The sequence below is a fragment of the Rhizobium sp. Root483D2 genome (assembly GCF_001426685.1).
GTDB lineage: Bacteria > Pseudomonadota > Alphaproteobacteria > Rhizobiales > Rhizobiaceae > Pararhizobium > Pararhizobium qamdonense.
On record NZ_LMFB01000030.1, the window covers coordinates 1 to 26,417 of the forward strand.

Genomic DNA, 26,417 nt, shown 5'->3' on the forward strand with positions numbered 1-26,417 from the left:
CGCCGCCGTCAAATTGGCAGCAGTAAGAATTTGGATCAGATCGTTATGAGTCCACGGCCTAGAAGATGTGACAGGGTCGGCGGGCGTGGCCGGAGATGATATTTCGGCAGCATGCGTGACGGCGAACTTTGAAGATCGTGTTTGCTATCTGCGTTGTGCTCGGAGTGGCGCAGGCTGCGGTTGCACTGTGGGTATACTTCGGCACCTGAAGAGCTCGTCAAACTCAATGCGGGCAGTTTGGTTAGCGCTTAGGATGGAAGATTCGAGAATGGATAGTCTTTAGAAAAAGCTGCCAATGCTGGACCCTGCCAGAAGATAGATGATTGTTCCAACATCGCCTCGCAGTCGGTTGGCTGCCGCTTGGACGGCCGGCCAGTCGCGGCGGCTGTTCCCTATATGCGGGTCCTTGATCAATCGAATACCAATTTTGTTCCTCTGAAGCAGCGGCATAAGACGCCATTGTGGCCTTGTATCTCGTGTTCTGCTGGTGAGCTGCGTCGATACGGTTGCCCGCGCCTGTTAGAGATATTGGCCGTCGTCACATTCGACGTGCTGCCAGCCGCGCTCGTATTTGTAGATCGGGAGATCGGTTTCGCCGCACTTGGGCACGGCTTCAGTCTCTGAATTATCATTGGCCGAGCCCTCCAACGCAGTGGCGAATAGCGTTCGCAGCCTACCTCTAATGGTTGATAGGGGATTAGGAGAACGAGGCGTATGGTCGATGCGTGACTTTCTCCTAAGTGGAGTTCCGCAGTGCCAGATACTGATAGAAAAAAATGGGATTTCGATAATAACGGGGCAATCAAGACGAGTCGGTTGGTCGAATGGGGCGTCGCGTCGGTCCTGGAGAAAGTTGTCCTGCGAATAGGATACGTTCGTTCGCAGCGCGAACACGAAATTTACAACACTGACGACAAGGCACCTCATCAAGTCCAAGTTGAGATTTCGGCGTCCGCCGCCAGGGCTCTGTCGGTCCAGTTGTCCAAATACGCTGATTGGGTTGAACTCAAACTTCCCGCGGGAACAGAGATCAACGGGCCATAAGTGGAACTCTCTAGTTCATTCGGCAAGGTCGAGCCATTTAACGCCGGCCGGCATCAGTGAGGCTTTGGCACGTCTTTCGCAAAGCGCTCTGGTCATCCCCCGCAAATTATCGGGCTCCAAAAGTAGAATTTTCTCGGGCTGAATGATCGAGGAGATTTTTGATGAAAACGAACAGATTTGGCGAACCGCAAATCCTTGCCATTCTGAGCCACGCAGAAGGCGGCGTTCCTGTGCCGGAGCTATGCCGGGAACACGCGATGAGCGCGGCCTCCTTTCAAGGGGCATTCGAAGTATGTATGGACGCCTCGATAATCAGCCAGATGAAGGCACTGGAGGTTGAGAACCGCCGGCTGAAGAAGATGTATGCCGAGATGAGCATGCAGGCAGAACTGGTGAACGAGGCTTTCAGAGAAAAATGACACGATCGTCTCAACGCCGAAAGCCTTACGTCAGAAGCGAGCATTTGCCTGTCAGCCAAGGGATGGCTGGAAAGCAGTGGCTTTGGGCAGAGTGAGCATTGTTGTTGATTAGCAGGTGAGATTAATCCACATTTTTTATTTCTACATGCTCCGGCTCAACCTGTGGTATTCGTTTGCATGCAATAAGTTACGACAAGTTATGTGGGCCAGACAAAGTTGTTAAATGGTTCAAATCGCGGAAAATTGACAGCATAGCGTGTTAAGCCCCCACAATCACGGCGCGATATCAATACTAAAAATATCCGACACACAAGGGTGCACCCTACCGGACGCATGTAACGCGATAGGTCAAGCCCGTGACTGCGAGTCTGAACGATTGAAAAAAATCGGCGGCTGGGGCAATGGGTTCAAGTCGGCACCACCCGTCTAAGGCGCAGGTTTACACTGTCAGGTATCACTGGATCGGGCATCAGGTTGCGGGATCGTTTTCATCTCGACCAGTTGGTCGACGCAACGCCCCGTCGCGCCTGGAACAGTCTCGACGCCCGCTATAGCCATCCAGCCGCCATCTTTCATGAACTTCTTTCGATCCCAGTTGGCGATGGCCTTTAGCGCACTGAGGTTACTCGTTGCATCTGATGAAGAGATAAACCTTTGAACGCAAATTTCCGCCGCAAGACGTGCACTGGCGTTCCTTGCTGCAATTTCCGCCATTACGGATGCCCTGCCAGCGGGCATCCAACCGGCAGCACCAAAGCCAAGGGCCATGGTCAGAACCGACGATCCGATTGTTGACCAGATCCAAATTTTTTTGGTCGGTTGATATTCACTCCAGCGAATTGAAAGCTTCTTTTTTTCTGACATATTGCTATCTCCAATTATGCTCCCAATAAAATATACCATATTTTATGAGTGCAACTGAGCTTCCAAGAGTTCACATTTTTTTTATTGCTTGGGGAAGAGTCTGTTTTCGAAAAATCGACGCGGGTTTCCATGCTGAATTGAGGAGGTTGGGCAGCTTTCCCAGGAAGCCCACAGTAACATGCCTCCTGACAACCAACCGCTAAAGGAACCAATTCCCTATTTCACGTGTTTCTTAAACAAAGGAGCACAAAAATGTCCGATAACATGAGCAACTCAAAATTCGATTACTCGCCTGAGGAACTCGCTGGAGAGTACGGGCTCAGCATCGAACAAGCACGTCGTCATATCAGCCGTTTTGGGGCCTCACGCGTGGAGCTCGACTGCTTTTTGGCATCGTCAAGCAGAACGGTGCAGCATCGCGAGGAAGACATTGAGAGAACGTTGGACGAGGTGACATTCGGGTAGCTCTTGACCGCTAGATGGTGGTGCACCCTCACGGCACGACCTGACAATTCATCATATGAATCAGCCACAGGCCAAAAGCTTCTCTGCTGAACGGCATTACCTTGACCGACAAATGGTAGAGAGTTGTTTTTACGGAACTGTCACATATCTGGTATTGCAGCCTTGGCATCCTCAAAAAATTTTGCCCTCATGCCGACGGAAGCGCCGCCCTCGGGCGTGTAAGTGATGTTCGGCGGCGCGTCCGCCGAGTTGAAGCTGAAAGAGGACACCATGAAAAACATCATATTGTCGGCCGTTGTGGCGATTGCGACCTTTGCGTCTATGTCGCCAGCTGAAGCGCGCCAAGGGTGCGGCAGGGGATTTCATCGCGGCGCGTACGGGGTATGCCGGCCAAACCAAGGCGTGATTGTTGTCCCTCCCCGCCACTTGGCAATTGGCGTGTTTTACCCGGGACGGGGTTATTGGGACGGCCACCGCTACTGGCAGCACCGTTACCGGCACCACAGCGGCTGGCGCTACCGGTAAATCCTTCCACCATGGCAAGGATATGCGGTTCTGGCTTATCGCTGGACCGCATATCGTTGAGTGGGTTGGAGGGCGGGAGGCAGATCCGATCATTGTGCGTCAGATTAAGCGTCACGACACAAACGGTGAAGGGTTCCTTTTGCTGATAAACGACGACGAAGCGCAGGCAAGCCGACCGATGTCAGACAATCGCATTGGGTCTTTTCTGGATATTGCAGGATATAGACGCCGAGGCGTCTGAGGCCGAGCCCCGACTGATGCATGAAGATTCAGATTCAGAATTGATGCGCGACGTTGCCCGTGGCGATTCCGAAGCGCTTAGACGCATGGTCGACACTTACCTGCCGCGCATCCATGGCTTTGCGTCGCGCATTTTACGAGATCGTGTGGAAGCAGAAGACGTGGTGCAAGAAGCGTTGATGCGTGCCGTCCGGCGTGCGGCAGACTGGAGACCCGGGGCTACGCGGTTCGATACCTGGCTTCATACAGTTGCGCTCAACCTTTGCCGCGACCGGCTGCGCAGATGCAGAGAGCATGTAATCGATCGGCTGCCGGAACGTGCTGATCCTGCCGCTGGTCCCGAGTTAGAGCTCTTGACCACTGAGCGCTCCCGATCGGTGGAGATCGCTGTGCACGCCTTGCCAGAACGACAGCGAGACGCAATCCTGCTGGTGCACTATCAGGATCTTTCCGGCGCGCAAGCAGCCGAAGTCCTCGGCGTCAGCACCGAAGCGCTGGAATCGCTTCTGTCGCGCGGGCGAAGAAGTTTAAGGGAAAAATTCAAAAATCAGGGTCCTGCCGATGACTGAACCTCTCCATATCAACCGCTTTCACGCGCTCGCTAATGCTTACGGTAGCAATCTTGCCCGCTGGCCTTCTGAGGTTCAGGCGGCGGCCAGGCAATCGGCGGAAAACGACGCTGAGAAAGTGATTTTGCGGGATGCAGCCGAGATGGACAATATCCTCGATCGGTGGGAGGCGCCTCCGATACCAATAAGCCTTTCGTGCAGTGTCACTGATATAGCTTCTTACCTGCCGGTACGAATGACCCGAAAAGTCCGGATTTGGTGGGCTAGTGTCGGCTTGGCGGCAGCGCTTTCCGGGGTTGCAGCAGGGACGGTTGTCGCCGTCACGTTTGGGCAGCAGCCGCAAATCTACAGCAGCACTGTCTTTGGCGACATAAGCGGCGATGGAGACTGATCGATGACGAAGATGCGTATTGGCTTGGCCATTTCCGTAATCCTCAACATCTTCCTTGTCGGCGCCCTCAGCGGTGGGGCGGCCTGGCTGAACTACGGGCATCGGATGATCTTTGCAGGATCGCTTCGTATAGCCGGGTCGGAGTTACCGGCTCCGGAGCGCCGGGCATTTCGTGCAGCGTTGCGCCAAGCGCGAGACGACATTTCAGATCAGATTGGCAATGCCCGAAATGCGCGTGCCGAAGCTGCGGAACTTCTCGTTCAGCCAACGCTTGATACCGCGGAAATCATGGCTGCCCTTGATAAGGCCCGCATCGCCGACTTTGCTGTTCGGGCAGCAATCGAGAAGCGTGCCGTGGTTTTTGCGGCGACGCTCTCAAAAGAAGATCGAGCCAAACTCGCTGACGCTATCAGAGAACGGATTCGACGGGGAATCCAAAACGGCCGCTGAAATCAATGTCAAGATAGCTGCAAACTTGTTTATACCATTGGCGCAGACATTCCGCAGTGCCGGCCATTGCGGGCAAAGCGGCTACGCACCAAACCTCCAAGTCGAGCGAATGTACGCGTTCAGGAACCAGCAGAAGACAGCGTCACTCTCAGCCAAACTATCGAGAAATCCCGTGTTGCCAGCCTAAATCGTTTCACACAGCCAGATTCAGCGCATAAAGGTTCAGGGAAACGAAGCCGTATAAGATCAGCTCGAAGAAAGATCTGCGGTTGCATTCGTGCGCCATTTTGTACGACGCATTTGATAATATTTATCAATTGTAAAACAATGTTCTGTGCTTGCATCGTTTTTCCGTTTCAAGCGTTATTGCGCACCCACCAGGATGGAAATATGCGCACAGACCAATGGCTTTCCCTTCTCATCATCGCTTTGATGATGGGCGCGTTCGTTTGGGGACGTTATCGCTACGATCTCGTTGCGGTCGCCTCACTTCTCGCTGCAGTTGTCGTGGGAATAGTCCCTGCCAAAAATGCATTTTCGGGCTTTGCCGATGACATTGTTATTATCGTCGGGAGTGCCCTAATCGTCAGCGCGGCGATATCCAGATCAGGACTTATGGATGTGGCGCTGCGCAGGTTTTCTCCTGAGAAACGTGGACCGCGGTCACAGTTAATCATTCTCGTGGTTATTGTTGCTGTCCTCTCTGCGTTTATTAAGAATATCGGGGCTCTTGCGATTATGATCCCCGTTGCCGTGCAAATGGCGCGAAAGTCCAGTGTGTCACCATCGATGTTCTTGATGCCAATGTCCTTTGCATCCCTGCTGGGAGGCTTGATGACGCAGATCGGCACATCGCCCAATATCATCGTTTCCCGCCTGCGGGAGGAGATCACGGGGCAGCCGTTCACAATGTTCGACTATACGCCTGTCGGCTTGGCGCTTGCCGTCATGGGCATCATATTCTTGGCGCTCTTCTACAAGCTTCTTCCTGAACGAGTTCGCGAAGAAACGTCCATGGAGGAGGCTGTGAAGATCAAGAATTATACGACCGAGGCCAGGATTACTGCATCATCGGGCGCGATCGGGCAGTCTGTCAGTTGGCTGCAGAAGCCGGCCGGTGGTGAAGCTATGGTGACAACGATCATCAGTGATGGCGGTCAGAAACGTAAGCCACTGCCCGATACAGTCTTGAAGGGTGGCGATCTGCTCATTATCGAGGGAGAGCAAAGTGCTCTCGACAAGATTGTCAGTGAAGCCAAACTCCAGCTCTCCGACCGTAAGCATGAGCTTCAAGCAGACAAAGATATCAGTTCCGTCGAAGCTATCGTGGGCGAACACTCGCGTCTCATTGACTTAAGCGCGAAGGACGTCTCACTCTTCGAAAACACTGGCCTCAATCTTCTTGCGGTCAGCCGCCGCGATAAACGCTTCACCGAACGTCTGGGAGAGATTAAGATTCGCAACGGTGATGTTGTCGTCCTGCAGGGCGATCTGCAAAAGCTGCCGGATCTCCTGCGAGAATGGGGATGTTTGCCTCTTGTCGAACGGGACCTAAAGCTTGGTAGCGTCCGAAAAGGGGCCGTTCCCGTGATTATATTGGCCGCCACGATGGGAGCAACAGCCTTTGGTGGCGTGCCAGTTGCCGCCGCATTCTTTGCTGCCGCCTTCATGATGGTCATAACCAAGTGCATTCCGCTACGTGATATTTACAGCCATCTCGACGCGCCAATTTTGATAATGTTGGCTGCTCTCATACCAATTAGCGATTCCCTGAAGACCACAGGGACCACCGACGTTATTGCCGATTTACTATCGCGCACCGCCGAAATGCTCCCCCCATACGGCGCCTTGGCGCTCATTCTGGTTGCTGCGATGGCAGTAACACCATTTCTGAACAACGCTGCGACGGTTTTGGTCATGGCTCCGATCGCCGCAACATTCGCTGCAAAACTCGGCTTCCAACCCGATGCCTTCCTGATGGCTGTCGCGATCGGAGCGGGCTGTGATTTCCTCACCCCCATTGGACACCAATGCAATACGCTGGTGATGGGACCCGGTGGATATCGATTTGGTGACTACGCGCGACTTGGCCTGCCTTTGTCGATTATCGTTCTGCTCGTCAGCGTCCCAATGCTGATGTTAGTCTGGCCGATATGAATAAGTGAACACTCGCACGATCGATCGTTTCAAGATGGGAGGGAAATACCATGGATCCTTTGATCGGACTGAAGCCGGCAGCCACGGGTGATGCGACCGCTTCGGTGGGCCCTCCCCTTCCCTTTAACTCGTCTGAAAAAGTCAACGCGGTTATCCATTACTATCGCGGTGAAATGGGGCGAATGACCAGTTGGCGCGATCGCATCGACCGAACGTCAAACTGGGCGATCACTGTGGTGGCGGCATTGTTATCGATCTCTTTGTCGACGCCCTCTTCTCACCATGGCGTAATTGTATTTGGCATGCTGATCGTCTCGCTCCTCCTGCTTATCGAAGCCCGTCGATATCGCTTTTTCGACGTTTATCGCAGTCGTGTTCGACAGTTGGAACGCTACTACTTTGCCCAGGTGCTGAGCCCGAAAGCGGAGCTCAATGCAGATTGGGCGGGTCCCATTGCACAGAGCCTGCGTAAACCAAGCTTTTTTATCAGCTACAGGGAGGCAGTGTTTCGACGGATCCGCCGCAATTACAGCTGGATGTATCTAATCCTTCTTCTGGCATGGGGCCTGAAGATCTCTTCACCGCAACTGCTTCCAGACGATACAAACGCCGAAGTCGTCAATCAGTGGAGCGACCTTGTTGCGAATGCTGCGCTAGGACCTGTGAGCGGATGGGGAGTCTTAGGTGCGGTTGCTGTTCTTTATACGGCAGTGCTAGCGGCTTCGGCTTACCGTGAAGCCGATGATGGCGAATTCGCTTTCGGCGAAGCACACGTTTAAATGGTGGCACGATAACTGGCGAAAGGATCTTAGTCTTTAAGCCAAATGACGGCCTTGCTGGCAGGCTCGGTGTTTGTCTAATGTTCGGTCGGCTTACCTCGATACAAGCCGTTGCTCGTTGACGCAAACCGGGGTCGCCTGCGCTCGCATGATCATTATCGTCGCCTTGAACGGATTAGAACTCTCGGCGCCATATTTGTCGTTGAAATTTCAAATTGATTCAACTCTTTGGCCTCCCAAGCCGAGATAATGTCCTACGGGTGAACCAACCGCCGACAAAGCCGTAGATCTGATCTCACCACCTGTCCGGTGGTTGAGGAGTGTCGCGTAAAGGCAAATTTGTCGTCGGTGCAACAGGGAACAGGCCTTGAAATTCACGTAGTGATTCATTGCAGTCTCGGATGCACCACGTCAGCGTTCTCGCCTTTCTGTGCACTAGCCAGATATATTTCCTCAATGTTTTGAGAGAGATTTCGGTCGAATTCGGCGTTCGGCATGGAAACACGTAGATTCTCAAACAGAGCCCGCGAGAAGCTTCCAATCACCCCGGTGTTCTCTCTGAGTTTTTCACAAGCGACCTTTAGACTATAGCCCCCGGATAAGGCAAAAACTCGGGCAACCTTGGGATGCTCGACAAGGGCTGCGTAGAGATCCGGCTGACTTGGCAAAGTAAGCTTCAATATGACCTGCGTTCCATGAGCAAGTTCGGAAAGGTTCTTGAGGATTTCCTTTACCAATATGTCTTCGGCAATCGCCTTATCCGGGCTGCTGACGAGAACCTCAGGCTCGATAATCGGGATCAATCCACTCTTTAAGATCGTCGATGCCACGTCAAATTGTTGCCTGACAGCAGCAGAAATCCCTTTTCCGGACGCTGAATGCACGACCGAGCGCATTTTCGTCCCAAGGCATCCCTTTTCCAACGCGCGCTCAAGCAAATTGCTAAGATTTGAAATGGGCTTCATCAATTGAACGCCATCGTGCTCGGCTTCTCGACCGCTGTCGACCTTCAGAAAGGAGAAGATTCCGCGATCTTCCCAAAGGTATGCCGGGATTGATTTGGCGCCGATGGAGCGATCCATGGTGTGTTCGAATAAGATGGCGCCAATTACACGTTCGCTCGAGAATGTGGGGGCGGTCATTATCCTCACGCGCATCGCATGGATAAGTTCAAGCATTTCCATTTCGCCCTGATAGGCTGTATTCGATATACCATATGAGCTCAAGGCTTCAGGGGTAGACCCTCCACTTTGATCGAGCGCTGCGATAACCCCGGGTGTTGAAGTCAGCCGAGCGGCCATTTCTTTGCGGGTTTCCGTATCCATGCGTACTTTCCCTTCAGGTCGAACAGAAACTTTGAGGAGTGGCTCAGCAAGAGCTACCGCGTGTCCTCGCGCCAGTGTGCCCCCGCCGGCGGGTAGATGGTGGGCGGGCCTATCGAGTAAGATTGCGATCTCACAACTTGAAGTTCTTCCGGTGAAAGGCGTGCCGGAAGCCTACTTTCCTAAGGTTATCGAAGGAAATATTAGGCTCTCCACCTACAGGTGCCAATGTCTCGACGGCAAATATCGACACGCCGTTGCTGAGCCCTTGTTCGACACGGCTTTTGATTAGCGCTTTTTGAACGCCACGATTTCGGAACTCCGGAAGTGTAGTGCCCCCGCCTAACCATGCGTAGGTGCCAGACTGATACATGGCGGCTGTGCCGACTGGATTGTCGTGATCCAGGGCAAAAAAACACGACCAGCCTACTTTTCCGACGATCGAAGACCACAGGCTCGTCAGGGCCGATGGAAAGTTAAAGCCTTTGCACACCATCGATCCAAAGAGCATGGCTTCCTCGACACGAACGAGCCGCGTTCGGAAATAGTTGGGCTCCAAGAGGTTCACTGACGAGCCGTCGTAGACAAGCTTCGCCCAGCCGACACCGTACTCGAGAAGACCCTTGGCGAGGATCCAGTCTTTAGTCCCGGCCGAAGCCTTATCTATATTTACCTGGAGAAACCGGTGGCCGGTCTTTCCAATCATCCACCCATAGGCTTCCTCAAGATCCTTCACGGAGCTCAGTCCCAATACACGGTTCAGACCGATCGCCGGCGCGCTTGGCAGTGAGATTGCGCATCCACGGTTGATGGGCAGGCATTCAAAATGCTCTTCGGCTTTGAGCGTTGCCGGTGAGACATTGTACAGATCAACGAAGGCTTTGGCCTCGATAGCCTCTTCTTCTGCCGGAGATGAATGTTGTGAAAAATGCGAATTCAAATTGACCATGCCGCTGTCTTTGACTGATGGAGATGGAAACGAGGTCGATCAGAAACCAAGCTCGCTGAGCCCCGGGTGGTCGTCGGGCCTACGGCCGAGGGGCCAGTGAAAGCGACGGTTTTCTACGCGGGTCGGCAGGTCGTTAATGCAGGCGTATCGCTTGCGCATCAGGCCACTGTCACTAAACTCCCAGTTCTCGTTGCCGAAAGATCGAAACCAATTGCCGCTGTCGTCGTGCCACTCATATGCAAACCTGACGGCAATCCTGTCGCCGTCGAACGCCCACAATTCTTTGATGAGACGGTAGTCGAGCTCCCGCCGCCACTTTCCTGCAAGAAAAGCAACGATTGCCTCCCGGCCATTGACGAACTCGGCGCGGTTACGCCACTGACTATCATCTGTGTAAGCCAACGCGACCGTGCCCGGGTCCCGGCTGTTCCAGCCATCTTCGGCAAGCCGCACCTTTCGGCAGCAGTCTCTGATGTAAACGGGGGCAGAGGCGGTCTTTGAGCGTCAGTCATTTGGAGCTTCCTTCTGATTTTGCCCGAAGCGCAGCATTTTCAGCTTCCAACTGTTGCAGCTTTTGACGAAGCGGTGCGACTGCTTGCTCAACCTGCTGTTCGGTATAGCGGGGAATAATGTGCTGTGGACAGTTCCAGTCGTATGCTTCGAGCCGGAGCTTAAATATCCGCTCTGCCCGGCCCCTGTACGTCGCGTCTGACACGAGATCAGTGAGTGATTGGTCGGCATCGAGCGTCAGCCGCTCGACATGGGCATAAATCTTGAGCCGGGTCCGTTGGACATAGTCCATTAGGAACAGACAGGCGCGGTCGTTGGCTGCGAAATTCCCTGCGCTGATGTACTGGCGGTTTCCGCGATAGTCGGCAAATGCCATCGTTTGCGGATCAACAACCTTGAGGAAACCGGTTCTCCCACCACGATGTTGAACGTACGGCCAACCTGTTTCCGACACAGACGCGATATAGAAGCTGTCGCGCGTAGCGATGAAAGCGATCTCGTTCTCCGTCAAAGTATCCGATGGACGATCGTGCTCGCCCAGCCATATCTGGTCCACCCCCATATCCGCCTGCGCGGCTCGGACGCTCGGTGTCACGGCGACTTCCAGAAAGTGGTACGGCATCCCTCGCCTCCAAACTTGCGCAGGCCCGCATCTGTGAACAATGCGGGCCCTGATCTATCTTCAGACGACCAATCGTTCGGCTAAAGGATCAGTCTTGCAAGGCCCAGTCGGCGACTTCCCAGCGCATCTGACCACGATCGGAGACCACGCGACCAAGACCGGGGAACGGCATATGGGTCGCAGCAATCAGCGCACCTTCCGAGGCAGCTAGTGGGAAGAAGCGATCGCGCATGGCTTTCGCGGCAGCCTGATCCTGTTCAAACAAGAAGAAGACGTCTGTTGCAGCGGGATGGACGACCGGGAAAATCATGTCGGAAACCATGATCAGGCTCTTGCCGCCATCCTCGATGCGGACGCCAATATGGCCAGGCGTATGGCCGGTCAGGTCGACAATCGAGACGCCTGGAACGATCTCGCGTTCTCCGTCGATCGCTTGCAGATTCGGATAGAGGCGCACCACCTCTTCAGCCATCTTGAAGCTGGGCTGCAGGAAATCAGGCGCCCCATTGCGCTTAGCCCGGTCGGTCCAGTGCTTGACGTCACGGCGGTCTATATAGACCTCGGCATCGGGGTAATTCTTCTTACCGCCGAGTACCAAACCGCCCATGTGGTCCTGGTGCATATGGGTCACGATCACAGCATCAATCTGGCTCGGCTTCAGACCGAGCGTGGCCAGCGCCCGCGGGAGATGCCCGGTTTCCCCGATGGAACCTGCAGCGCCGGCATCGATGAGGATGCGTTGCTTACCGTCCTCTACGAGGTATTGATTGAACAGGAAACGTACCCCGCCGGGTCTGCCCGTAAACTGGGAGTTCGCGACCTTTTCCACTTCGGAGGCTGAGCGTCCGGGGAAGTAGTTGTAGGGCATATCAGCATACCCATCCGTCAGTGCCGTTATCGTAAAGCGTCCGACATGAACCTGGGCGAACGGCGTTGTTGCGACCGGCTTTCGGGCAGCCTTGGGTGTTGCAGCCTGAGCAGTTAAGTCGCCGAGCAGACTTCCGCCGAGTACGGTTCCTCCGACGAGCCCAAGAGGCAGTGCGCTCGCGAAAGCGCGGCGTGAAAGCTGAGGCATGCCATTCTCCTCTGATTGGGTCGCTGATACTTGTGATGTCTGTGAGGGTTTCGGCGTAAGAAAGTTGCGCATCGTGTTCCCCTAGTCGGTGATTGATGTTGGACAGCAGCCTACGCTCAGCATCAGCTTTGCCGGTTCGGCTCAGCTGCTGTTTTAATAAGCGCTACGACTTCTTCAGGTTGGGACAGCATTACTGCATGGCTGCTGCTGACCTCTACGACCGTGGCTCCTGCGCGCGCGGCCATTGCCGCCTGCGCTTGAGCTGGAATCATTCGATCTTCCGTTGCGAGCAAGTAAAAGGATGGCTTGGCTTTCCATGCCGCAGAGGTGATCTTGCCCTGGACCGCTTCAAGGCCCCAAGGCCTCTGGGCGGCAGCCATGAACTGCGCTTCGGCGGGATCTATGTCGGCCGAGAATGCGGCCGCAAACTTCTGCGGATCGATTTTGATGAAGCCATCCTTCGGCGGAAGGAGTGGGGCTTTCTCCGCACCAGGGACCTCTTGCGAAGCAAGGTCGAAGACGGACTCCCCGGCTTTCGGAACGAAGGCTGCCAGATAAACGAGACTCACGACCTTTTCTTCGCTCCCTGCCTCCGTAATGACGGCACCACCATAAGAATGCCCGACAAGCACAACCGGGTGTGAAGCCTCTGCGATCACACCCTTCGTGCGCTCAACATCTTGGGCAAAGGTGACTGCGGAATTTTGCACGACAAGGACTTCATAACCGTCTTGCGACAAGTTCTCGTAGACCTTCCGCCAACCGGAAGCATCGACAAATGCACCGTGCACGAGCACAACCGAAACGGGTTTGGATGATTGGTTCGAACGATCTAGGGTCATTACGCGATCTCCGGGTGACATCATTTTCACTGTTCTGACCGCGAAAGCCCAACATCGTCGAGTTTTGGGCGGATATGCATTGCCGTCGATGAGTGTGGTGGTTTTGCTAAGGAGGGGCTCCCTTCTCGCTTGACTGATATCTTAGGGCTGATTGGGCCAACTCTCAATTGAGACCATGATCTCTTCGGACTAGACGAAGGGACTGCAGAAATAGACCTTGGTCTATAAATCTCAGCTAACCTAAAATCGCAAAACAGAGTATTTTTAGCCGCGCACCAGCGTTACAAGCAGCCGGGGAGCAGACTTGGAACACCCAATACACACTGACGCGATCATAGACATGATCCCGGCAATGGCTTGGTCGACAACATCCGATGGAATGCTGGATTTCGCCAATCAGCATTTCCTCGAATACGTCGGCCTGTCGCTTACTGACATTGCAGGCGAGAATTTTTACCGCCTCTTCCACCCCGACGATCTCGAGCATCTCGCAGCTGCGTGGTGGAACATCATGACTTCCAAGACTGCCAAGGAAGTCGAGGGGCGGATCAAGCGTGCAGACGGTGTGTTCCGGTGGTGTAGTCTTCGGCAAAAGCCGCGGTTCGATCCGGAAGGAACCGTCGTCAGATGGTACGGCGTGGTCCTCGATATCGAGGACCGTAGGCAAGCAGAGGATGCGCTCAAGGAAACGAAGGCCGCGCTTGCAGCGAGTGAGCAAAATCTTCGGCTCATTATCGACTCGCTTCCAGTTCTCGTCTGGTCGGCGCGGCCAGATGGCAGCGCGGACTTCGTCAACAAAAGCTGGCTTGATTATGCCGGGCTACCCGCTGAGCGAATTCTAGATTGGGGCTTTTTGGACCTATACCACCCCGAAGACATCCCTGAGATGGTCGAGATCTGGAAGAGAGACCTTGAGAGTTCAGACCACACGCAGCTGAAGGGTCGCATTCTCGGCGCGGATGGCCGGTATCGATGGTTCTACTTCTCTGGTCGAAAGCTGGAGGATGCCAACGGCATCGTACGCTGGTTCGGTGTGAACATCGACATTGAAGATCTGCAATGCGCCGAGAACGCCTTGCGCGCGAGCGAGACGGCACTCAGAGAGAGCGAGCACAAGCTATCCCTGATCATCAACACGATCCCTGCCATGGCTTGGTCATGCACCCCCGACGGGCGGCTTGAGTATTGGAATAAAAACCTTATCGATTTCGTCGGCCTTCCATTCGAAGAAATTGTCGATTTCGGCTTTTATCGGATGTTTCACCCTGATGACGTTGAGCGCATGCGAGCGAGTTGGGAGGAAGTCGTTGCCACCAAACGGCCTAATCCGGTCGACGCTCGCATCAGAAGGTTCGATGGCGAGTACAGGTGGTTCAACCTACGGCAAAACCCGTTGCTGGATGCGGATGGGAACGTCGTTCGGTGGTATGGCGTCGTCGTCGATATAGAGGACCGCAAGCGAGCCGAAGAGTCGCTTCGCCAGAGCCAAAGCGATCTGGCGCACGTTACCCGCCTGACCACGATCGGCGAACTAGCCGTCTCCATAGCCCACGAGATAAATCAGCCGCTCATGGCGATAGTAACCAACGCCGGAACCTGCCTTCGGTGGCTGCAAGAGGGGCAGACGGATCTCGAACAGGCACGCCTCGCCGCAGATCGCGTTGTGCATGACGGCCATCGCGCCGGGGAGATTGTCTCCAGCATACGCTCAATGGCTCAGAGAGCTCCGGTGCGGATGGAGAGGACCGACTTCAATAGCGCGCTTCGTGACGTGCTTTTTCTTCTGCGCGCAGAACTGCAATCGCGAGGTTTGGAGGTCGTCACGAATCTTTCGCCACACCCTCTCTATGTCCTGGGGGATCGCACGCAGTTGCAGCAGGTTCTTCTCAACCTGATCATTAATAGCGCTGAAGCGACACATCATGGCGCAGAAGCCACCATCAGGATCCATTGTACGCAACGCCAAGAGGGTGAAGTCGAAGTCAATGTTTCTGATACGGGGCAAGGCATAGCACCCGACCAGATCGACCGGGTATTCGAGGCATTCTACACCACCAAGTCTGACGGAATAGGAATGGGCCTTTCCATATGCCGCTCCATCGTCGAGGCGCATGGAGGGCGTATCTGGGCCAAGAGCAATTATCCTACCGGAGCGTCATTCAACTTCACGCTTTCCACCTACGAGGACACCGCCGTTGATCGATGACAGGAAGAACAGGCGCCCAACGGTGATCGTCATCGATGACGATCAAAGCGTCCGCGAAGCGCTCAAGGGGCTGTTTGAATCCGTAGGACTAATTGCTGAAACACATGGCTCTGTCAGAGAGTTCCTGGCCGCAGACGATCCCGAAAAAGCCGGCTGCATCGTTCTCGACATCCGCCTTCCCGGCCAAAGCGGACTTGAGTTTCAAGAAGCGCTGGCGCAGAGCGATCTTCCTCGATCTGTCATCCTGATAAGCGCTCACGTCGATGTGGCGATGGCAGTGCGGGCAATGAAGGCTGGTGCCATCGACGTACTGACGAAACCAGTCCGTGAACAGGATCTGCTGGAAGCCGTAAACCGCGCAATTGCCAATGATGCAGCGCGCCGAGAGGAAAGAACCTCGAAGACCGCCGCCCAGTTGAGATATACATCGCTTACCGAACGTGAACGCCAGATCCTGACCCTGGTCGTCGCCGGCAAGCTAAACAAGCAGATCGCCGCTGAGCTACGACTCGCGGAGCCCACCGTGAAACTTCATAGGGGTCACATGATGCGGAAGATGAAGGCGACGTCGGTCGCTGATTTGGTCAAGATCGTTGGTGGTCTATTTTAGCCCACCACTTAGCCGTATATCCGAGAGGTGTGGCGAGATGCTGTCCGCCCTGAGCGATCTTGGCTGGAACTCCAAGGTCTTGAAAGGATATGAACCCTGGCACTTGGCTCGGCGACACAGCTTTGGCGGAATATGCCCATGTTTCCCTCAGCTTAGAGAAGTAAACATCCGACTTTCGGCCGGAACCAATTTCGCTGCTGGGATGAAGCCATACCCCGGTTGTAGGCATGGCCGTGCGGCTTTGAGGACGCAGCGCGTTGATTGGTCGGAAGTCAAAGATGTCTTTAAAAGCTGGTGGAGAATCGATTGATCGCGCGCTAACATTATTTGGAAAATTATTCCGATCCGACTTATTGCTTTGTTAACGAGCATGGGCCATATCTCTCGTCAATAAGACCCGCCACGCCTCGGACTTAGCTTCGGCTTCGAACTGCGCACCCCGGCGGGTTTCTTTCGTTTTGGCCATGGTATGAAGTTCTCAAAGCCCTCACTTCCAATCGCCGATCAGATTGCTCTTCTTCAAGCACGCGGCATGATTATTGCCGATCGCAACAAGGCCGAACATTATCTGAAACATGTAAGTTACTACCGCCTCCGAGCATATTGGTTGCCATTCGAGGTGACGCCCCCGCTGCAAGAAGGAACCCATCGCTTCAAGGCCGAAACAAATTTTGACGACGCGCTTGAGCTCTACGTGTTTGATCGTCAGCTCCGATTGCTGGTCATGGATGCCTTAGAGCGCATCGAAGTCTCCCTTCGAGGAAACTGGGCTCACCATCTTGCTGTCAGGTATGGGCCACATGGATATCTTGACGCCGCACTGTACGACAGGCCTGATTTCTATGCGAAAGCTTTGACCGGATTGATGGAGGAGATCGAACGGTCAAAGGATACCTTCATTCTTCACTATCGCAGGAAATACGACGATCCCGTGCTTCCTCCCATCTGGATGGCGGCGGAAGTAATGTCGCTTGGACAGCTGTCAAAATGGCTGGGAAACCTTAAACTACGCGGTGATCGTCAGGCAATCGCCAAATCATATGGCCTGGATGAGAAAATCCTGATCTCATCAGCCCACCACCTGACTTACGTCCGAAATATATGCGCTCACCATGGCCGGCTGTGGAACAAGCAATTCACGGTCACGATGACGATTCCGAACGCTCCAGCGTCGCTGAAGCTGGCGATGAATCCTCCCGCCACCCGTAAGCTATATAACACGCTCGCCATCCTCGGATATCTCATGGCTGTGGTGGCGCCAGGGACCGACTGGCGAAAGCGGTTGATCGAGCTACTCGATAATTGTGCTCTGGCTGATACGACGTCGATGGGCTTTCCAGAAAACTGGAAACAGCTGCCTGCCTGGAGAATCTAAAGACCCGTCGGACTGGAAGCTGCGGTGTGGCAATCTTAAACGAGATTAAGCGCCTTGACAGGAACCGAACCATTGACCCGTGATCTAAACGTGGAATTTCGCAAGTCCGTGTTTTCGCTTTCACCCAAAACACGCACGACAGGATGATCGGCGAAGCAAGCTGGACAATCGCCGCCACTGGCAGAGGTGATTTGTTAGCTCGGAATACTTGCGCGACTTTGCGAAGACATTTCCAGTATTATTGGCGCGCCTGTCCACCTTGAATGCGGCGACGACATGATATTGCATGCCAAGCCTAAGAGGAGCCCGGCGGATAGCGGGAAGCTTCTTGTGGGCCGTCGCTCTAATCCTAACATCCGAGCACCTTAGCCGAGACCGCCGCTTCAGCAAACGCGCTGCAGGCAAACTCCGGCCTACCGTTCCTTGCTATCGCGTCGCCACAGCGGCGCTTGGCAATGGCAAATTCCGATTGACTGCTCGACGGCGTGCACGCCGATATCCTTAGGGTCGTCCTCTGGGTGCTGATCGCCGGCCATGTGCTGGGCGCTCTCTCGCACCGGTTCTACTGGAAAATGAATGTTCTCCGTCAAATGAGCGTAGGATGGTCCACTCCTGCAGATCACTCGGCAGGAGCAATAATGCGGTCGGCGCTTGGCCGCGTACGTCTTTCAGTCGAGCTTCAGCCGCTTACGCAGAACAACGTTTTCGCCCCGAAGTTTTTCCGCCAGTTGTTTGCGCAGTCTTTGGTTTTCCTCTTCCAGCTGCGAGATGTCCGTCATCTCATAACCCGCGGCCTCGCCAGGAGCCGGCGCAGTTTGCAGGGCCTTTGGAGAGCGTTTCGCAGGTGCACGCTTTGCAGTACCAGCGTTGTCAACGGGCTTCACTTTCCGTCCGCGCTTCTGCTTGCCAGAGAAAATGGACGAATCCGTTGCAGCGTCAACCGAGACTGATTCCGGAGTCGCCTTTGTCGCTCGAGGTTTGCGCTGCTTTTTTGGTACGACAGGCGTTTCCGCATCGGCCGGCACTTCGGTGGTGATCGTATGGATTTCGTCAGCCATTGTTGTCTCCGCTATCACTGCCACAGTTTTGTTCTGCCCAATTGGCGGTGTCAACAAGGACACTGCAGGCTCAGCGCTTGAAGGAGGAACTTCGCCGTCGGATGTTCTCGCAAGCTGGTTGACCGGCAAGAGCATCGTCTCTTCCTCCAACGCCAGCGCCACAGACTTGAGATCCATATTGCCCCAGATAGAGCTTTTCCTGGCATCTGGTCTTCGCCGATCGTTTTTATATTCAATGGCAAAACTGCGTTGGACTTTTTTCATTTTGAAGACCCTGGGTGACGACCGGATGCTCATCGACAGTCGCCGTCGAGTAAAGGCTCGGTGATATGCGATGCCGGTGTTTCAGTCCAGCCCCTTGCGCGATGGGAAGATCGAGCAGGTCGGTCGGCCGCTTGACCTCTATGATCGTCCTGCAAACCAGTTCGTCGCCGCAATCATTGGCTCACCGTCCATGAACTTTATCTCCTGCCGCGTTTCGGATGGACTGTTGATGGCGGCGGCGGCACGGCGCTGGCCGCAGCGCCTGTCGGCTTCGTGGAAGATATTGATTATGTTTTCGGCATTCGCCCTGAACAAGTTAAGCTGGACTCAGAGGGTATCCCCGCGAAAGTGGTGTTGTCGAGCCGATGGGTTCGGAAACGGTGCTCTCACTCGATCGTGCGGGGGAACGTATTTTGGCAAGTGTCCGCGCGCGTGTACGTCTCGATGTAGGCGCAACAGTTTCGATCTCATTCGAATTTTTGATGTGGCACGTCTTCGATAGTTTAGGTGGTGATATCGATTGTAAATGATTTCCGAACCCTTGGCCGGGATTGACAGCACATCTGAATCGGCGGGCTTCAGCCTGATCCCATTCTCGTCGAGCGTCACCGGTAACTTCGGAAAAACCTTGTGCAGAGTCATGCCCGCAGCGGTTCGATGAGCCCTCCGTCCCGTTGTCCAAAACGCTTCAGCAACAATGTTGCTTCAGATCGATCGACGGCGCGAGAAAACAAATACCCCTGCCCGAGTGTGCATCCGAACTTCAAAAGCTGAGCCAGTTGGTCGTCGGTTTCGATGCCTTCGGCAACGACGCGGATCCCGAGTTTGGTCGCGATACTCATCACGCCTTCAACGATGATGGCACCGGCGTCACCCGGCACAAGACGCTCGATGAACGAGCGGTCGATCTTGATGATATCAACCGGGACGGTCAGCAGGTGGGTCAATGACGCAAATCCGGTTCCAAAGTCATCAAGAGCCACACGCATCCCGCGCTCGCGCAGCGCCTTGATCTCGTCGGCGACAACGTGCTCGCGTTGCCCGAGGTAAACGGATTCGGTTACCTCTAGGATTACGTGCCTCAAGGGAACACCCGCATGTTTGAACGCCGAGCATAACCGATCCTGGAGGTTGCCAGCATGGAAGTCCGCCGCCGCCAGATTGATTCCGACATGCTGAAACGGAAGCCCCATATCCAACCATTTTCTCACATCAGAGGCTACGCGCAGCATCATGCACTGCGTCAGGTCGGCGGCCACATGGGCATCTTTGGTCGCCTCATGGAAATTGGCGGCCGAAATGACATCGCCTGACGGGGTCGTCATTCGACAAAGTGCCTCGAAGCCCACCACTTCTCCCGTATCGAGTCGAACAATTGGTTGATAATGCGCGTCGATACGATTCTCAGCCAAAGCCAGACCTACGTCGCGGATAGCGCGGAAGCGCCGCGTGAGAGCAGTCCCGAGACCTGCCGCATATTCGATATATTGGCCTCGACTTCGTTCCTTAGCGTGATAAAGCGCCACATCCGCACACTGGCGCACTTGATCGGGACTATCGCCCTGATCGGACGTACATCCTCCCAAGGTGGCCGCTGGAAAGATAACATGGCCGTTGCAGCGCGCCGGCTCCTTTAAAGCGGCAATAACTTTTCCTGCTTCAGCCGACAGGTCGAGGACTGTCGCGCTGCGCAGGATAACGGCGAATTCGTCTCCACCAATCCGAAAGGTCAGTGTCGGGTCCATGACGGAAGCAATGCGTTGAGCCGCTATCTGAATAAGACCATCACCGGTCGAGTGCCCGAAAGTATCATTCACGAGTTTGAGACTGTCGAGGTCGGCCAGCAGAATCCCCCACACGCCGCCTTTCGTCGTGTGCTGATCGAACAGGACCTGGTTGAACCTTGCCCGGTTTGGCAAACCGGTAAGTGCGTCGATGTATGTCAGGCGCTCCCGCTCGCGCACGCGCTCATCCCGTTCGATGGCAATTGCAGAAAGATGGACGCAGGCGTCGACAATGCGCAGTTCCAGATCGCTTGGTTGTCTTCGTTCCTGGTAATAGAACGCAAATGTCGCAATAACGCGTTCTGCACTGAAGATTGGTGTAGACCAGCAAGCTTTGAAACCCAGTGGCAAGGCGAGGTGTTTGAAATCTGCCCATCGCGGATCATGTTCTATATCCGTCACCGCAACCGGCGCCGCTGTGAAAGCCGCTGTACCACATGAACCTGCGCTCGGGCCGATCTTGAGGTTGTCCAGTGCTGCCGAATAGTGTGACGGTAGTGACGGCCCGGCGAGAGGATGGAGATAGCCAGCTTCTAGAGACAGGACGGAGCATACGATGCCCGGGACGATGGCCTCGACTTCGAGGCACAGCTGATCTATCGTCCTACTCAGAGGTTCGCCCCTGGCGATCATTTCTAGTATGACGTTTTGCAGCTCGAGTATCATGATACGCAACTCGTTAAGTGACATTCAGCTTACTGCGGCCGCCTTCAAGGAGCGTTGCCTAATCACTTAAAGGTTTAGTGACACGTTCTAGTTCCACCCGGCATGCGGGACCACAACGAACGGAGGCGCATTCGATCTGTTGTCAGACTACCCGATCGAAACGCTCTTCATCGGCAGGCCGGGTAAAATCCTTCCTCGGCAGACCGGGTGAAATCAGGACCGTATGCTGCGGGGTGGCTGTTTTGCCAAAAACATCATCTCACTCACGGCGGAACAAGTTTGCCCGATCGTCACTTCTACAGGCATGAAAAATCCAGTCCTCCATCTGCCACTTTTAACCGCCTTGACCCTCTGCACTCCAGCGCTCGCGGCTCCCATCGATGCACAGGCTATCAACACAGCCTCTTTCGAAGGTACCTCGAACGAAACTCCGGACGAAAAACTTAAAGATCGCGATCCTCGGATTGTGCGTCTTCAGATCATGCTGGATCGGGCCGGCGCTTCTCCAGGCGTCATCGACGGATACTTCGGAGCCAATCTAACCAAGGCCATTGCTGGCTTTGAGGCCCTGCAAGGGCTCCCGGTCGATGGTAGGCTGGATCCGGCAGTCGTCAGCAGGCTAGCGGATAATGTCCCTGCCGTTCAGGCTTATGCGATCATGGACGATGATGCCAAGGACTTGATAGAAAGCGTTCCAAAAGACTACGCAAAGCAGGCAGATATGGAGCACCTCGGTTATACGAGCATCCCGGAGAAACTCGGCGAGCGCTTTCACATGGACATCGGTCTCCTGAAAGCGCTTAACCCGACTGCTGCTTTCTCTCCTGGCGAAACGATTGCCGTAGCGATACCCGGCCCTGCGGAAACCGGCACTGTTAGGTCAATTGAGGTGCGAAGGCGTTCCGGAGAAGCACTCGCTTTCGCAGTGGACGGATCGCTGCTTGCCGTTTATCCAGCCACGATCGGCAGTGAGGACTCGCCCTCGCCTACCGGCACCCATAAGGTACAAGGGGTGTCGCGGATGCCGACGTACACTTACAATCCGAAGGTCAATTTTCAGCAAGGTAATAACAAGGAGGTATTGAAACTGCCAGGCGGCCCGAACGGACCTGTCGGCACGGTCTGGATAGACCTGACTGAACCGACCTATGGCATTCACGGGACGCCGGAGCCCGAACTTATCAATAAGGTTGGCTCGCATGGCTGCGTTCGCCTAACGAACTGGGATGTCGAGGAACTTTCCGGGATGGTCAAGCCTGGGGTTATCGTCAAATTCGTCGAATAGCTGAACCGCATGCTCCGATGCAGATGCGTAAAGAGTTCGGTTGAACCCACTGTGACATTTGTTTTCATTGCCGGCCTGGAGGATTGTCACGTCCGGTGGTGACGATGCGGAGCGGTCACGGCTCTAGAGTTCTATCACACTGGCGGAGCAAAAAGCGGTGGGGATTTTTGTATGAGCAATATACGTATCCGTGTGATCGATCTTGAGACCGGCGGCAACGGCGCGAACGAGGTTTGTGAGATTGGATGGCAGGATGTGGTGTTAGGCGAAAATGGCCGATGGTCGCTCAACCAGGAGCGCGGAGCGCTGTTGGTCAATCCCGGTCGCCCCATTTCACCCGACACGATGGCGGTGCATCATATTCTCGACGCTGAGGTCGCCGAGGCACCGTTTTGGAATGAAGTCGCGCCGAGTATCCTGCGACCGCAAGGCAGCGTAGCTGCGCTGGCAGCACACCGGGCAGCTTTTGAACAACGATACTGCATCCCACGGCTGGCGGGTGGTTTGCCTTGGATCTGCACGTGGAAATGCGCACTACGAGTTTGGCCCGATCTTCCACGCTTTTCAAACCAGATGCTTCGCTACCAGCGCATGCCCGAGGGTCTCAAACACGAGATCGGACTGCCAGCCCACCGGGCGATGCCCGATGCCTATGTTACGGCTCATCACTTGCGCGATCTTCTAAACATCGCGTCTCTCGAAGAGCTGTTGTTCTGGAGCAGCCAGCCGGGTCTTCTGCCACGGGTGCCATCTGGCCCCGATCGTGGCAAGGGATGGGATCGTATCGGTCAACAGTCACTTGAGGAGCTCTTACGCGATCGCGACATTGACGTCCGGTTTAGCGCCGAGACCGAGCGTGTTCGCCGCGGGGGCGGCGAGCAGCCTGCCGTCGTTGAGCCGGCTCAACAAAAACTATTGTGATAGGCATCGGATCGCGGCGGTCGCCACTCGCAGCTGACGTCTCCCTCGTCGTAACAGACGGACTTATTGTCATGTTGCTTCGACGAAATCGCTCGCTGGTCGAACGACATTAAAGCCCATCAATCGACGATATTCCACCTCAGCCGGCCCATAGGTACCTTCACCCGCCTCTATCAGACCCTCACGATCTTTGATCTCGATAGTACCGCAGGTCGATTTGATCAGATGATCGCCTTCGAGGATTTGCAACGCGACGGTAACGCCCTGACGGCGAACGCCGAGCATAAGGGAAAGGAGATCGTGGGTAATCGTGAAGCTATCGCCATCGACACGGTCGTGCACCATCACAAGCCAGCGTGCCAGCCGCTGCTCGATCTGGGCATGCCCTGTCGCCAGCGCTGTGAAGGTTGTTTGAAGAGAAAACGCCCGGGCATATTTTGATAGCGTGCCGCCCAGCGTGTCACTTCGCAAGCAAGCGCCAAGCAGCAGATCTGTCGGAATACGAAGAGCTGTACCGGGCACCTGCGCAAAAGATTCAAATGGAGACTCGTTGTCGCTGGCAAAGAGCGGCCGACTGACTCATATCGCGAGACGTTTGCGGATCCAGCCTCGTTCTCATACAGGGAGTGGGCATGCCGCTGTTGATTACAGAAACTCTACCGCGCGCGACTCTGTCGGTAGGAGTTGGGTCGGTGCAGTGAGATTCGGGAGAAATCTCGATGCAAAATTTTCGCTGACGCCCGCTCGATCTGAAAGATCGAAGGAGCTTCCGACAATAGATCCGTGCCGATCACTGCCGCCTGTTCTTCACGCCTGCACTGATCAGAGGGACGGCCGCCGCCGCGATGGACCCGATAGGCAAAGTTCGCAGCACTCTCGTCATCAAATATGGAACCACGGCAAGCGCCGCAAACTTCGCCCATGGATAGGGGCCGAATTGCTCCCGCGCGCTTGCGTGGGCCCAGGTAGCCCCTGACCTCGCAACAACGCCGACTTGTGTTCGGATAATGTCGAGACGTGCGTGCAAAAGATCGAGGTCCTTTTGAAGAACTTCGTGCCGCAGCCGTGCGTTCTCTTCAGCGGACGCCGCGGTTGCGACAACGGAGATGCCGTCATCCGATCTTGCCAGGAATACCTCCTCCTGGGGGATGTGTGCTGTTCTCAACGACATGGTCGAGTTCCCTATTTCGACGGATGGTGATCGCCCTTGTCACCTTCGCCGGGTTTCGCTTTCGTCTTCGATTTGGTCCTGCGATCCGCAGCCAGCGACTTGCCGACGTTAACTGACTGCTTGAAGCGCCCGTCTTCATCACGGCGCACGTATCGCTTATCACTTCCCGTATCGATCAGCTCGCGTTTCGACATCGCGTTTTCCCTTCGGTTGACTGCCGCTAAAACGCACGAGATTTAGAAAAGATGCGTGGGTTACCGATTTCTCGGCCCGACTGAAACCATCACCTGAAACCAGGGTTTTCGGCTCGTTGATTGAGGGTCACCCGTCTGGGTTTCAGTTTCGCTTTTCAGACCGGGAAGGCGATGTCGCCCCAGATGAGATCTACGAGTTTCTGAGCCTGCTCAAGGCCATCGACGAGGCCAAACGGGTTCTAACCGAAATGGGACTCGATGGCATACCAACGGAATCCGGCAGTTCCATTGCGGTGACCGTAATAAACTCCAGCGGATTGGTCGCTGCCACGGTTTGCCTGACCATGAATGTCCAGTACCCTTTGGCTAAAATCGTAGCCATGACCTCGCCTAATTGTCTATCTGGGCAAGGTCGTTGCGAAACTGTATTTTGGAAAACGGCATCTCGACTGTGACCACCAACCCACCGGGGTCGTATCGAATAATGGCCTCTCCATAAGCTTGCAGACTTGAAACTATAAGGCGCGAGCCGAAACCTTTGCGGGCCGGATCTCCTACTGACGGTCCGCCGATTTCTCGCCAGGATGATAAAAGGTATTTCTCGTCCGCACGCTGTTCGATTTGCCAAGACATCTCAATATACCCGTCGGAGTTCGCCAGAGCGCCGTATTTCGATGCGTTGGTAAGAAGCTCATGCAGAACCAGCGAAAATGACAGAGCGGCCTGAGGCCCCAGTTCGACGTCTGGCCCCTCCACCTTAATGCGATCGCTACCCTCAAGGCCTATGTTTACCTTTGCCGCCTCGACAATATTCCTGAGTGTCGCACTCATCCAGTTTTGCTGCAACAGAATGTCATGAGCCTTGGCGTAAGCCGAAATACGGGATTGAAGCTTTTCAGCGGCGTCATCGAGCGAGGCTGCGTTTCTGAGAGACTGCGTGGCGATCGACTGAACGACGGAAAGAGTATTTTTCATCCGATGACCCAGTTCGTGCATGAGAAGGCGCTGCCGGTCGGCCTGATCCCGTTCTTGGGTTCTGTCGCGAAGTATTTTGATGAAGCCGATGACTGTCTCGTCGGCTGCACGCAACGCCATCATTTCTCCGGACGCCCAGAAGGTTGTGCCGTCTTCTTTGAGGTGCCAGCGTTCGTCACTTCCGCGCCCCTTAGTGAGTGCAGCTGTCATTTCCCTTTGCGGAATGCCTACTTCCCGATCCTCCTGGATAAAGAACGCGGTAGCTGGGCGGCCGACCATCTCTTCTGCCGTCCACCCGAGGATACGGGTGGCGCCCTCGTTCCAGCTTGTGACAAGGCCGTCGAGGTCCATCGAAATGATGGCATAGTCAATCGCACTTTGAACAATCGCTTCAAGAAACCGCTCCCTGGAGGAAATCTTGTCGGAGTTGATTTCGATTTTCATGAGACCGCCCTAAACCGCTTGATGCGCTGGTTATGCCATAAACCAAAAAATCTGGGAGACCGACAATTATTTGAAGTTCGACAAGGGGTGAGCAAGCAATCGGCTCGGTATCTGAGTTGAAAATGGACAGCGCATTCTGGTTTGCGTAAGGCGATCATGGTTTATCAAATTGGGCAGTCCCACCCCAACGGGCTGGATTGAAGAGGTTTACCCCAACGCCAAGCGGCGGCATTCAATTCGT

23 protein-coding genes and 3 pseudogenes are annotated in these 26,417 nt (G+C 54.8%); 13 read left to right on the forward strand and 13 right to left on the reverse strand.

Annotation, left to right across the window (positions count from 1 at the left end; all coding sequences use genetic code 11):
- Window positions 1-1,205: 1,205 nt before the first annotated feature.
- Window positions 1,206-1,460 (forward strand): annotated as a pseudogene (locus ASD32_RS20750) (transposase); the annotation flags it as partial.
- Window positions 1,461-1,910: 450 nt separating this feature from the next.
- Here ASD32_RS20750 and ASD32_RS20755 read toward each other — a convergent pair.
- Window positions 1,911-2,327: a hypothetical protein gene (locus ASD32_RS20755; protein ID WP_060639962.1), complete on the reverse strand. Its 417-nt coding sequence runs from the start codon at window positions 2,325-2,327 to the stop codon at window positions 1,911-1,913.
- 252 nt (window positions 2,328-2,579) lie between these two features.
- Here ASD32_RS20755 and ASD32_RS20760 point away from each other — a divergent pair, with 252 nt between their 5' ends.
- Entirely contained in the window at window positions 2,580-2,792 is a 213-nt protein-coding gene (locus tag ASD32_RS20760) for a hypothetical protein (protein WP_060639963.1), read from the forward strand.
- Window positions 2,793-2,932: 140 nt separating this feature from the next.
- Here the strand turns inward: ASD32_RS20760 and ASD32_RS29735 are convergent, their stop codons facing one another.
- Window positions 2,933-3,076, reverse strand: coding sequence for a hypothetical protein (locus tag ASD32_RS29735; RefSeq protein WP_156383275.1), 144 nt, complete (start codon window positions 3,074-3,076; stop codon window positions 2,933-2,935).
- A gap of 435 nt (window positions 3,077-3,511) precedes the next feature.
- Here ASD32_RS29735 and ASD32_RS20765 point away from each other — a divergent pair, with 435 nt between their 5' ends.
- From ASD32_RS20765 to ASD32_RS20785, 5 genes are all read left to right on the forward strand, one after another.
- Window positions 3,512-4,126 (forward strand): RNA polymerase sigma factor, encoded by a 615-nt coding sequence (locus tag ASD32_RS20765; protein WP_244490217.1) that lies wholly within the window; start codon window positions 3,512-3,514, stop codon window positions 4,124-4,126.
- On the forward strand, window positions 4,119-4,517 hold the full coding sequence (locus ASD32_RS20770; RefSeq protein ID WP_060639964.1) for a hypothetical protein: 399 nt from the start codon (window positions 4,119-4,121) through the stop codon (window positions 4,515-4,517). Before ASD32_RS20765 ends, ASD32_RS20770 begins: the two co-directional genes overlap by 8 nt.
- A 3-nt stretch (window positions 4,518-4,520) precedes the next feature.
- Window positions 4,521-4,967, forward strand: a complete 447-nt coding sequence (locus ASD32_RS20775; protein ID WP_060639965.1) for a periplasmic heavy metal sensor — start codon at window positions 4,521-4,523, stop codon at window positions 4,965-4,967.
- A 390-nt stretch (window positions 4,968-5,357) separates the two neighbouring features.
- Entirely contained in the window at window positions 5,358-7,124 is a 1,767-nt protein-coding gene (locus tag ASD32_RS20780; RefSeq protein WP_060639966.1) for an SLC13 family permease, read from the forward strand.
- A 50-nt stretch (window positions 7,125-7,174) separates the two neighbouring features.
- Window positions 7,175-7,903 carry a DUF2270 domain-containing protein gene (locus ASD32_RS20785; RefSeq protein WP_060639967.1) on the forward strand — a complete coding sequence of 243 codons (729 nt, stop codon included), beginning with the start codon at window positions 7,175-7,177 and terminating at the stop codon, window positions 7,901-7,903.
- Between the two features lie 386 nt (window positions 7,904-8,289).
- Here ASD32_RS20785 and ASD32_RS20790 read toward each other — a convergent pair whose 3' ends face one another.
- From ASD32_RS20790 to ASD32_RS20815, 6 genes and pseudogenes are all read right to left on the reverse strand, one after another.
- Window positions 8,290-9,228: a fructose bisphosphate aldolase gene (locus ASD32_RS20790; RefSeq protein ID WP_060639968.1), complete on the reverse strand. Its 939-nt coding sequence runs from the start codon at window positions 9,226-9,228 to the stop codon at window positions 8,290-8,292.
- A 130-nt stretch (window positions 9,229-9,358) separates the two neighbouring features.
- A complete protein-coding gene (locus tag ASD32_RS20795) occupies window positions 9,359-10,174 on the reverse strand; it encodes a GNAT family N-acetyltransferase (protein ID WP_060639969.1) in 816 nt (271 codons plus the stop codon).
- 39 nt (window positions 10,175-10,213) lie between these two features.
- Window positions 10,214-10,686, reverse strand: a pseudogene (locus ASD32_RS20800) (nuclear transport factor 2 family protein).
- Window positions 10,683-11,306: a pyridoxamine 5'-phosphate oxidase family protein gene (locus tag ASD32_RS20805; RefSeq protein WP_060639970.1), complete on the reverse strand. Its 624-nt coding sequence runs from the start codon at window positions 11,304-11,306 to the stop codon at window positions 10,683-10,685. The pseudogene ASD32_RS20800 and the gene ASD32_RS20805 overlap by 4 nt, the downstream one beginning before the upstream one ends.
- 88 nt (window positions 11,307-11,394) lie before the next feature.
- Entirely contained in the window at window positions 11,395-12,381 is a 987-nt protein-coding gene (locus ASD32_RS20810; RefSeq protein WP_060639971.1) for an MBL fold metallo-hydrolase, read from the reverse strand.
- A 122-nt stretch (window positions 12,382-12,503) separates the two neighbouring features.
- Window positions 12,504-13,223, reverse strand: coding sequence for an alpha/beta hydrolase (locus tag ASD32_RS20815; RefSeq protein WP_060639972.1), 720 nt, complete (start codon window positions 13,221-13,223; stop codon window positions 12,504-12,506).
- Window positions 13,224-13,527: 304 nt separating this feature from the next.
- Here ASD32_RS20815 and ASD32_RS20820 point away from each other — a divergent pair, with 304 nt between their 5' ends.
- The 4 genes and pseudogenes from ASD32_RS20820 to ASD32_RS30730 all read left to right on the forward strand — a co-directional run.
- The gene (locus ASD32_RS20820; RefSeq protein WP_082546854.1) at window positions 13,528-15,429 is read left to right on the forward strand and encodes a PAS domain S-box protein; all 1,902 of its coding nucleotides are present in this window, start codon (window positions 13,528-13,530) and stop codon (window positions 15,427-15,429) included.
- Window positions 15,419-16,039, forward strand: a complete 621-nt coding sequence (locus ASD32_RS20825; RefSeq protein ID WP_060639974.1) for a response regulator — start codon at window positions 15,419-15,421, stop codon at window positions 16,037-16,039. The genes ASD32_RS20820 and ASD32_RS20825 overlap by 11 nt, the downstream gene beginning before the upstream one ends.
- 469 nt (window positions 16,040-16,508) lie before the next feature.
- Window positions 16,509-17,414, forward strand: coding sequence for an Abi family protein (locus tag ASD32_RS20830; RefSeq protein ID WP_060639975.1), 906 nt, complete (start codon window positions 16,509-16,511; stop codon window positions 17,412-17,414).
- A gap of 485 nt (window positions 17,415-17,899) precedes the next feature.
- A pseudogene (locus ASD32_RS30730) lies at window positions 17,900-18,016 on the forward strand (cytochrome b); the annotation flags it as partial.
- A 66-nt stretch (window positions 18,017-18,082) separates the two neighbouring features.
- Here ASD32_RS30730 and ASD32_RS20835 read toward each other — a convergent pair.
- Together ASD32_RS20835 and ASD32_RS20840 are read right to left on the reverse strand one after the other, a co-directional pair.
- On the reverse strand, window positions 18,083-18,736 hold the full coding sequence (locus ASD32_RS20835) for a hypothetical protein (RefSeq protein WP_060639995.1): 654 nt from the start codon (window positions 18,734-18,736) through the stop codon (window positions 18,083-18,085).
- Between the two features lie 638 nt (window positions 18,737-19,374).
- The gene (locus ASD32_RS20840; RefSeq protein ID WP_060639996.1) at window positions 19,375-21,186 is read right to left on the reverse strand and encodes a sensor domain-containing phosphodiesterase; all 1,812 of its coding nucleotides are present in this window, start codon (window positions 21,184-21,186) and stop codon (window positions 19,375-19,377) included.
- A gap of 304 nt (window positions 21,187-21,490) precedes the next feature.
- On the opposite strand from ASD32_RS20840, the gene ASD32_RS20845 reads away from it, so the two are divergent.
- Together ASD32_RS20845 and ASD32_RS20850 are read left to right on the forward strand one after the other, a co-directional pair.
- The gene (locus tag ASD32_RS20845; RefSeq protein ID WP_060639997.1) at window positions 21,491-22,471 is read left to right on the forward strand and encodes a L,D-transpeptidase; all 981 of its coding nucleotides are present in this window, start codon (window positions 21,491-21,493) and stop codon (window positions 22,469-22,471) included.
- 171 nt (window positions 22,472-22,642) lie between these two features.
- Window positions 22,643-23,392 (forward strand): exonuclease domain-containing protein, encoded by a 750-nt coding sequence (locus ASD32_RS20850; protein ID WP_060639976.1) that lies wholly within the window; start codon window positions 22,643-22,645, stop codon window positions 23,390-23,392.
- 69 nt (window positions 23,393-23,461) lie between these two features.
- On the opposite strand, the gene ASD32_RS30735 is transcribed toward ASD32_RS20850, so the two are convergent.
- The 3 genes from ASD32_RS30735 to ASD32_RS20870 form a co-directional block, all read right to left on the reverse strand.
- Complete coding sequence (locus tag ASD32_RS30735) at window positions 23,462-23,914, reverse strand: helix-turn-helix domain-containing protein (RefSeq protein ID WP_244490219.1); 453 nt, start codon at window positions 23,912-23,914, stop codon at window positions 23,462-23,464.
- A 660-nt stretch (window positions 23,915-24,574) separates the two neighbouring features.
- Window positions 24,575-24,757 carry a hypothetical protein gene (locus ASD32_RS20865; protein WP_060639979.1) on the reverse strand — a complete coding sequence of 61 codons (183 nt, stop codon included), beginning with the start codon at window positions 24,755-24,757 and terminating at the stop codon, window positions 24,575-24,577.
- Between the two features lie 390 nt (window positions 24,758-25,147).
- Window positions 25,148-26,176, reverse strand: a complete 1,029-nt coding sequence (locus tag ASD32_RS20870; RefSeq protein ID WP_060639980.1) for an HWE histidine kinase domain-containing protein — start codon at window positions 26,174-26,176, stop codon at window positions 25,148-25,150.
- Window positions 26,177-26,417: the final 241 nt, after the last annotated feature.

What these genes read in the sequence shown, in the direction of transcription:
- ASD32_RS20770 (WP_060639964.1), top strand. Translation starts at nt 4,119, where the DNA reads ATGACTGAACCTCTCCATATCAACCGCTTTCACGCGCTCGCTAATGCT.
- ASD32_RS20865 (WP_060639979.1), bottom strand. Translation starts at nt 24,757, where the DNA reads ATGTCGAAACGCGAGCTGATCGATACGGGAAGTGATAAGCGATACGTG.
- ASD32_RS20850 (WP_060639976.1), top strand. Translation starts at nt 22,643, where the DNA reads ATGAGCAATATACGTATCCGTGTGATCGATCTTGAGACCGGCGGCAAC.
- ASD32_RS20835 (WP_060639995.1), bottom strand. Translation starts at nt 18,736, where the DNA reads ATGAAAAAAGTCCAACGCAGTTTTGCCATTGAATATAAAAACGATCGG.
- ASD32_RS20870 (WP_060639980.1), bottom strand. Translation starts at nt 26,176, where the DNA reads ATGAAAATCGAAATCAACTCCGACAAGATTTCCTCCAGGGAGCGGTTT.
- ASD32_RS20785 (WP_060639967.1), top strand. Translation starts at nt 7,175, where the DNA reads ATGGATCCTTTGATCGGACTGAAGCCGGCAGCCACGGGTGATGCGACC.
- ASD32_RS20840 (WP_060639996.1), bottom strand. Translation starts at nt 21,186, where the DNA reads ATGATACTCGAGCTGCAAAACGTCATACTAGAAATGATCGCCAGGGGC.
- ASD32_RS20845 (WP_060639997.1), top strand. Translation starts at nt 21,491, where the DNA reads ATGAAAAATCCAGTCCTCCATCTGCCACTTTTAACCGCCTTGACCCTC.
- ASD32_RS29735 (WP_156383275.1), bottom strand. Translation starts at nt 3,076, where the DNA reads ATGATGTTTTTCATGGTGTCCTCTTTCAGCTTCAACTCGGCGGACGCG.
- ASD32_RS20775 (WP_060639965.1), top strand. Translation starts at nt 4,521, where the DNA reads ATGACGAAGATGCGTATTGGCTTGGCCATTTCCGTAATCCTCAACATC.
- ASD32_RS20815 (WP_060639972.1), bottom strand. Translation starts at nt 13,223, where the DNA reads ATGACCCTAGATCGTTCGAACCAATCATCCAAACCCGTTTCGGTTGTG.
- ASD32_RS20790 (WP_060639968.1), bottom strand. Translation starts at nt 9,228, where the DNA reads ATGGATACGGAAACCCGCAAAGAAATGGCCGCTCGGCTGACTTCAACA.
- ASD32_RS20760 (WP_060639963.1), top strand. Translation starts at nt 2,580, where the DNA reads ATGTCCGATAACATGAGCAACTCAAAATTCGATTACTCGCCTGAGGAA.
- ASD32_RS20805 (WP_060639970.1), bottom strand. Translation starts at nt 11,306, where the DNA reads ATGCCGTACCACTTTCTGGAAGTCGCCGTGACACCGAGCGTCCGAGCC.
- ASD32_RS20810 (WP_060639971.1), bottom strand. Translation starts at nt 12,381, where the DNA reads ATGCCTCAGCTTTCACGCCGCGCTTTCGCGAGCGCACTGCCTCTTGGG.
- ASD32_RS20780 (WP_060639966.1), top strand. Translation starts at nt 5,358, where the DNA reads ATGCGCACAGACCAATGGCTTTCCCTTCTCATCATCGCTTTGATGATG.
- ASD32_RS20830 (WP_060639975.1), top strand. Translation starts at nt 16,509, where the DNA reads ATGAAGTTCTCAAAGCCCTCACTTCCAATCGCCGATCAGATTGCTCTT.
- ASD32_RS20795 (WP_060639969.1), bottom strand. Translation starts at nt 10,174, where the DNA reads ATGGTCAATTTGAATTCGCATTTTTCACAACATTCATCTCCGGCAGAA.
- ASD32_RS20755 (WP_060639962.1), bottom strand. Translation starts at nt 2,327, where the DNA reads ATGTCAGAAAAAAAGAAGCTTTCAATTCGCTGGAGTGAATATCAACCG.